General features: G+C 71.0%; 1 protein-coding gene. It reads right to left on the minus strand.

All coding sequences use genetic code 11. The annotated features are described in order from the left end of the window. Window positions 1–9: 9 nt before the first annotated feature. The coding region (locus tag AC07NB_RS17625; protein WP_494572546.1) for an OmpA family protein at window positions 10–603 on the minus strand (594 nt) is incomplete at its 5' end.

The raw sequence follows: 603 nt of genomic DNA on the forward strand, positions 1-603 counted from the left end.
CTTCCGTTTTTAGCGGAAGTTGATGCCGATGGTGGCGCGACGGTTCAGCGGCTCGCGAACGCCGTCGGCGGTCGGGCGGGCCAGCTGGGTTTCACCCTTGCCGTCCAGCGAGATCACGCCGCCGTTGACGCCCGAGGCGACCAGGGCGTCAGCCACGGTGCGCGCACGGCGGTTCGACAGGCCGATGTTGTACGCCGCGGAACCCGAGGTGTCGGCGTGACCGACGATCAGGATGCGCGTCGGACGACCCGACTTGGCGTAGTTGGCGGCCTGCGTGACCACCGATTGGGCTTCGGCCGTGAGGTCCGAACGATCCCAGTCGAAGTACACGATGAACTCGCGGTCGGCCGGGACCACCGGGCGCGGCGGAGGCGGCGGCGGCGGGGGAGGCGGCGGGGGCGGCGGGGGCGGCGGCGGCGGGGGCGGCGGGATGTACGCCGGCTCGTCGGCGCCGAACGCGTAGCGCAGGCCCAGGGTCAGGGTGTGGCTGTCGTCGTAACGGCCCGCGAAGTCGCCGGTCAGCGCCGTGTTGGTCGCGTTGACCGGGCTGACGAAGGAGGCGAACTCCATGTTCGACATCAGGTAGCGGTAGGTCAGGTCCAG

Source organism: Brevundimonas sp. GW821-FHT09G01 (genome assembly GCF_059416065.1).